The sequence below is a fragment of the Aquiflexum sp. genome, assembly GCF_041751335.1.
In the GTDB taxonomy this organism is placed as follows: domain Bacteria; phylum Bacteroidota; class Bacteroidia; order Cytophagales; family Cyclobacteriaceae; genus Aquiflexum.
Window position 1 is genome coordinate 1 of sequence record NZ_JBGSXS010000304.1, and the last position, 4,512, is coordinate 4,512.

Consider the following 4,512-nt stretch of genomic DNA (forward strand, 5'->3'; position numbering starts at 1 on the left):
TATGGGGATTACCTATTCCAAATGCACCATAAGAGTGCCCTCCTGAACCTTTGAACATGACCTTGTACCTCAGCGAACCAATGCCACCGTTTACTATATCTTCCAATCCCCCACCATCTATGGCAATATGGGCTGCCAAAGGCTGTGCGCCTTCCCTAAAAAGATGCTTCACCCCATAAAGGTCTCCCAATCCTTCCTCCCCTACTGTTCCTGCAAACCAGATATCATGCTCTGTGCGGATATCAAACTGATTGAAAGTCTTGACCAAAGCAATCACCACAGAAAGTGACCTTGTCGCATCCCCAATTCCCGGGGCAAAAAGTGTGTCTCCTTTCTGCTTGACTGTTACATCTGTACCAAAAGGAAATACCGTATCCAAGTGGGCCTCGACAAGAATGGTCTTCTTTGACTTGGTGCCTTTTCGCTTTCCGATGACATTGCCAACCTCATCAATCCACACTGAATCTGCCCCTGCTTTTCTTAACAATTCAGCAAAAGCCAAACCTTTTTCCTTTTCATGAAAAGATGGTGAAGGTATCTCCGTCAAGAATATCATATCCTTGATGGTCTGATCATCGATGGATTTAATGTAATCAAAGGCTTTTTGGACCGTAGGTTTTTTAGCCAATTCCTCCACCTGCTTTTGGTATTGCGGCTGTATGGTTTGGGCAATGATGATTTGATTGGTTAGAAAAAATACCAATAGTGGGAAGAAGGTCTTGATGTTCATAAATGGAAGTTTCTATTGGTAGCGAAATAGGTGAAAAATTAAAAGGATGGCAATACCGCTGGTATAGTTTAGTCTAATTTTTGAATTAGAAATTCAGATGGACTTAAAATTGAAATCCCATTATAAGGATTCAGATCGAGCAAATCTTTGTCTCCAGAAATAATAAAATCTACTTTTCCTTCTAATGCCAAATTTAAGAATTTATCATCTCTTGGATCTCTACATATCTTAAATGAACCCAAAACATTTAGTTCCTTTGAAAAAGCAAATAGTCTTTCAGCAAATTTCACTCTTTTTTCCAATGGAACATATTTGTCAAATTTTTTACGATTTAATACCTCTAAAAGCTCGGATTTTGTTTCATGACTAAATAATAATAGGCCATTATTGAATACTTTTTCCAAAGCTAATCTACTGGAGTTATTTGGTGATAAAATGACACTCACCAATACGTTAGTATCTAATAAAAATCTAAAACCATCATTCATTCAATATCTTTTCAAGTTCCTCCTCTGTAAGTCCGTTAGCTTTGGCTTCATTTCGAATTTCGTCCACAAAAGCCCAAAAATCAACCTTATCTTTGTTCAGACTTACCTTTAACAATTGGCTGATCTTCCTTGAAATTTCTTTTTTTTTCACCAAGTCAACTGTATCCCACTTGGCCGCAGTTAGCTTATCCACCTCAATTTCGATTTTTTCCATGACCTGAGTATTTTTCATTAATATATGAAAAAAACAGGTTCAGTTTTAAAAAAGTTTAAAGCGTACTTTTTTCCTTTCCTCCCAAAACCAAAGGATCCTGCTTCAACAAAAATACCAGTGCCTGATAAAATTCCTGATTATAGCCCTTTAACTCGGCTGATTTTTCAAAGAATGTTTCCAAAGCTACTGCAAAAAACTCATGGCTGTTTTTCCCGGCAGAAGGCCTAAATATGGATGCTTCTCCCGATTGGATTTTGCGGATTTCCATAGCAGCCAGTTTGGCGTAAGTCTCCCAACGGTCAGGATTGAAAAAATTACTTTCTCTGTTATAATGGATCTGATTTTCCAGTTTGAGGGCATGGGCCATTTCATGGATGCCCAAATTGACCCCGTCATTGGGATACATAAACCCCTCTGCAAAATTCCTCCATGACAGCACAATTACCCCAAGTTTGGGATTGACCTCGCCCTGATGGTACTGTTGATTGATGGTAGAAAAGTAATTGTCAGGATAGATCAGGATTTTTTTGAAATGCTTGAGTGAAACCCCTCTGAATCCAAAAGTGACCATGACTGCAGTAGCCCCTATCAGCAATTGCATTTCCCGGGTTGCCTGCTTTAGTCCGCCTCTAGGAATCATTTTTTTTTGGGCCAAAAACCTTGCTAAGCGGCGTTTGAATTCCTTTTTGTGTTTTGGATTGAGTTTACGGAAATAGGAGAAATTTTTCTCCAAAACATGTATATCGGTATCATGGATTGATTTGATTTTCAGTAACAACAAAAGTTCCTGCCCCAAATTAATCAGGCCGCCAAATAAAGTAAAAATCAAACCCCTTCTGAACATGGGTTGAATTTACAATTCAAATTTCAGATTACCATTATTCCTTCTTCCTTGCTAATTCTGTCGCCAATGTGAGTGTCTCCACCATCAGAAAGCCTGGTCTCTGCTATCGCCAGAGTGAGTGTCTTCACTCACTTCAAGGAGTTCTTTTACGGAAGTGATTGCCTTCACCTATATCACAGTATTTCCTTTTTTATTCTAAATCGTTCGTACCTACGGTACTTTTGGAATCGTGGAATCTACTTGATCCCAGCAATAAATTACCGGCACACTTATTTCGGTCAAGCCTACGGCATTTTTCTTTTCTTTGCCTAAATGAGTCACTTAATTCCAAAACCGCTGCCAATGTGAGTGTCCCCACTCACATCAATAAGTCTATTGACTTCACAAAAGCATATTTGGAATAATAGCCCAAATTGATTAGAAAAAAAACAAGGAAATCTACCATCAATCCTCATAACGAAAAAAGGGTCTCCTTAAACTTAGGAAACCCTTTTTTAAATAACTGCCTCTAAATAAGATATTTTTCACTACGCACTAGAGTCAATTTTCAGTTTCAAGGTCTTTATAAGCTCGTTCTAAATAACGAACCTTAAGGATTTAACTTACCTAACATCCGTCATCGGTCATCAGGCATATTTCACCCCAAAAACTTCCTACCTCCAACTTCCAACTCCCAACTTATTTAGCATAATTCACCGCCCTCATCTCTCTGATCACCGTAATCTTAATCTGCCCCGGATACTGCATTTCTTTTTCGATCTTTTGGGAGATGTCGAAGGAGAGTTTGCTTGCAGTGGCATCATCCACGTTCTCAGCATCTACCAATACACGCAATTCACGGCCCGCCTGCATGGCAAAGCATTTGTTGACACCATCAAAGGCCAAGGCGAGTTCTTCTAACTCTTTTAGACGCTTGATATAGCTGTCCATGATTTCCCTTCTTGCGCCTGGTCTTGAGCCTGATATGGCATCCGAAGCCTGAACTATGGGAGAGATCATCGAAGTCATCTCAATCTCATCGTGGTGGGCTCCTATAGCATTGCAAACCTCAGGGTGCTCCTTGTATTTTTTGGCCAGTTCCATACCAAGGACGGCATGGGGAAGTTCAGCCTCTTCCGGCCAGACTTTTCCGATATCATGCAGCAATCCAGCACGCTTGGCCAACTTGGCATTAAGGCCCATTTCAGCAGCCATGGTAGCGCAAAGCTTGGCTACTTCTTTGGAGTGCTGCAGCAGGTTTTGTCCATATGAAGAACGGAACCTCATCCTGCCGATCATCCGGATCAGTTCGGGATGCAATCCGTGGACTCCCAATTCAATACAGGTCCTTTCACCTATCTCCACAATTTCCTCTTCAATATTTTTTTCGGTTTTGGCTACTACCTCCTCGATCCTTGCTGGGTGAATCCTGCCATCCTGAACCAATCTGTGCAAAGACAATCTTGCGACTTCTCTCCTTACCGGATCAAAGCCGGAAATAATGATCGCCTCAGGCGTATCGTCCACTACGATCTCCACACCGGTAGCTGCTTCCAAAGCACGGATATTTCTACCTTCCCTACCGATGATTTTTCCTTTGACATCGTCGCTTTCAATGTTGAAAACCGAAACACAATTTTCAATGGCATGCTCAGTAGCCGTTCTTTGGATAGTATCCAAGACTATTTTCTTGGCCTGCTTGGTAGCTGTAAGCTTGGCATTGTCAAGGATATCCTTGATCTGTGAGGAAGCTTTGGTGGTGGCCTCATCTTTGAGCATTTCGACCAATTGGTCTTTGGCCTCTTCTCTTGTGAGTGCTGCTATTTTTTCGAGATCCGAGATTCGCTGATTGGTGACCCTGTCGAGTTCCTCTTTTTTGACTTGAACTGCGTGTAATTGTGCACTGAGGTTTTCTTTCTTGCTGTCGAGTTCGGCTTCTTTTCTTTTGATTTGTTCCAATTCCTTGGACATGACCTGCTCCCGTTGCTTGATTTTGTTTTCGTTGGTAAGGATGATGTTTTTCTTTTTGTTCATCTCCTCTTCAAACTCCGACTTGAGTCTCAGGTACTTTTCCTTTGCCTCCAAAATCCTGTCTTTCTTGGTGGCCTCTGCTGTTATCTCCGCTTCACGGATGATGCTTTTTGCTTTTTCCTTGGCTTCTGCCTCGAGCTTTTTGTTATTGTTTTGGATAAAAAGGCCTGCAATGACAGCGCCCAATCCCAGGCCAACTATGCCTGCGATAATGATGTATAATAAT

The 4,512-nt window shown here is 41.2% G+C and carries 5 protein-coding genes; all 5 read right to left on the minus strand.

Translation table 11 applies throughout. The annotated features are described in order from the left end of the window. Positions 1–730, minus strand: a 730-nt coding sequence (locus tag ACEW8U_RS17055; protein WP_373523262.1) for a M20/M25/M40 family metallo-hydrolase, incomplete at its 3' end; no start/stop codon positions are given. 68 nt (positions 731–798) lie between these two features. Further along, complete coding sequence (locus tag ACEW8U_RS17060) at positions 799–1,218, minus strand: putative toxin-antitoxin system toxin component, PIN family (protein ID WP_373523263.1); 420 nt, start codon at positions 1,216–1,218, stop codon at positions 799–801. Then, positions 1,211–1,432: a hypothetical protein gene (locus ACEW8U_RS17065; RefSeq protein WP_373523264.1), complete on the minus strand. Its 222-nt coding sequence runs from the start codon at positions 1,430–1,432 to the stop codon at positions 1,211–1,213. The genes ACEW8U_RS17060 and ACEW8U_RS17065 overlap by 8 nt, the downstream gene beginning before the upstream one ends. 55 nt (positions 1,433–1,487) lie before the next feature. Next, complete coding sequence (locus ACEW8U_RS17070; RefSeq protein WP_373523265.1) at positions 1,488–2,276, minus strand: zinc-dependent peptidase; 789 nt, start codon at positions 2,274–2,276, stop codon at positions 1,488–1,490. A 678-nt stretch (positions 2,277–2,954) separates the two neighbouring features. Next, a partial coding sequence (gene rny, locus ACEW8U_RS17075) for a ribonuclease Y (protein WP_373523266.1) occupies positions 2,955–4,512 on the minus strand: 1,558 nt, incomplete at its 5' end.

Bases quoted from the DNA above. Each gene is read 5' to 3' on its own strand.
- ACEW8U_RS17060 (WP_373523263.1), bottom strand. From the start codon at position 1,218: ATGAATGATGGTTTTAGATTTTTATTAGATACTAACGTATTGGTGAGT.
- ACEW8U_RS17070 (WP_373523265.1), bottom strand. From the start codon at position 2,276: ATGTTCAGAAGGGGTTTGATTTTTACTTTATTTGGCGGCCTGATTAAT.
- ACEW8U_RS17065 (WP_373523264.1), bottom strand. From the start codon at position 1,432: ATGGAAAAAATCGAAATTGAGGTGGATAAGCTAACTGCGGCCAAGTGG.